Annotated in this window: 1 protein-coding gene; it reads right to left on the bottom strand. The window is 37.0% G+C overall.

The window, feature by feature from the left end:
- Window positions 1–243: Dps family protein (locus tag ETC27_RS18310; RefSeq protein ID WP_439331819.1), on the bottom strand; the 243-nt coding region annotated here is incomplete at both ends.

Below are 243 nucleotides of genomic sequence, written 5' to 3'. Positions count from 1 at the left end.
AAGCGTTGAAACTGGTGAACCACCAATCGTAATTAAACGTTCAGCAAATTCATCTAAATGCTCGTTAAGTCCATCCATGAACTCATCCATTTTAGGATGCAAAGTCAAGAAACCAGAACCACGCATATACCAGTGTGTTTGATGAACAAGTGCTGCTGCTTGAGATAAATCTGCAACTGGTTGATTCAAAACTTCTTGTGTGTTTTCCTTAGACATAGAAACCTCCAATTTTTTATTTCTATT

The sequence above is a fragment of the Onishia niordana genome (assembly GCF_004798965.1).
Classification (GTDB): domain Bacteria; phylum Pseudomonadota; class Gammaproteobacteria; order Pseudomonadales; family Halomonadaceae; genus Onishia; species Onishia niordana.
The sequence above is the reverse complement of the archived record's forward strand: the minus strand, read 5'-3'. Positions and strand labels throughout refer to the sequence as shown.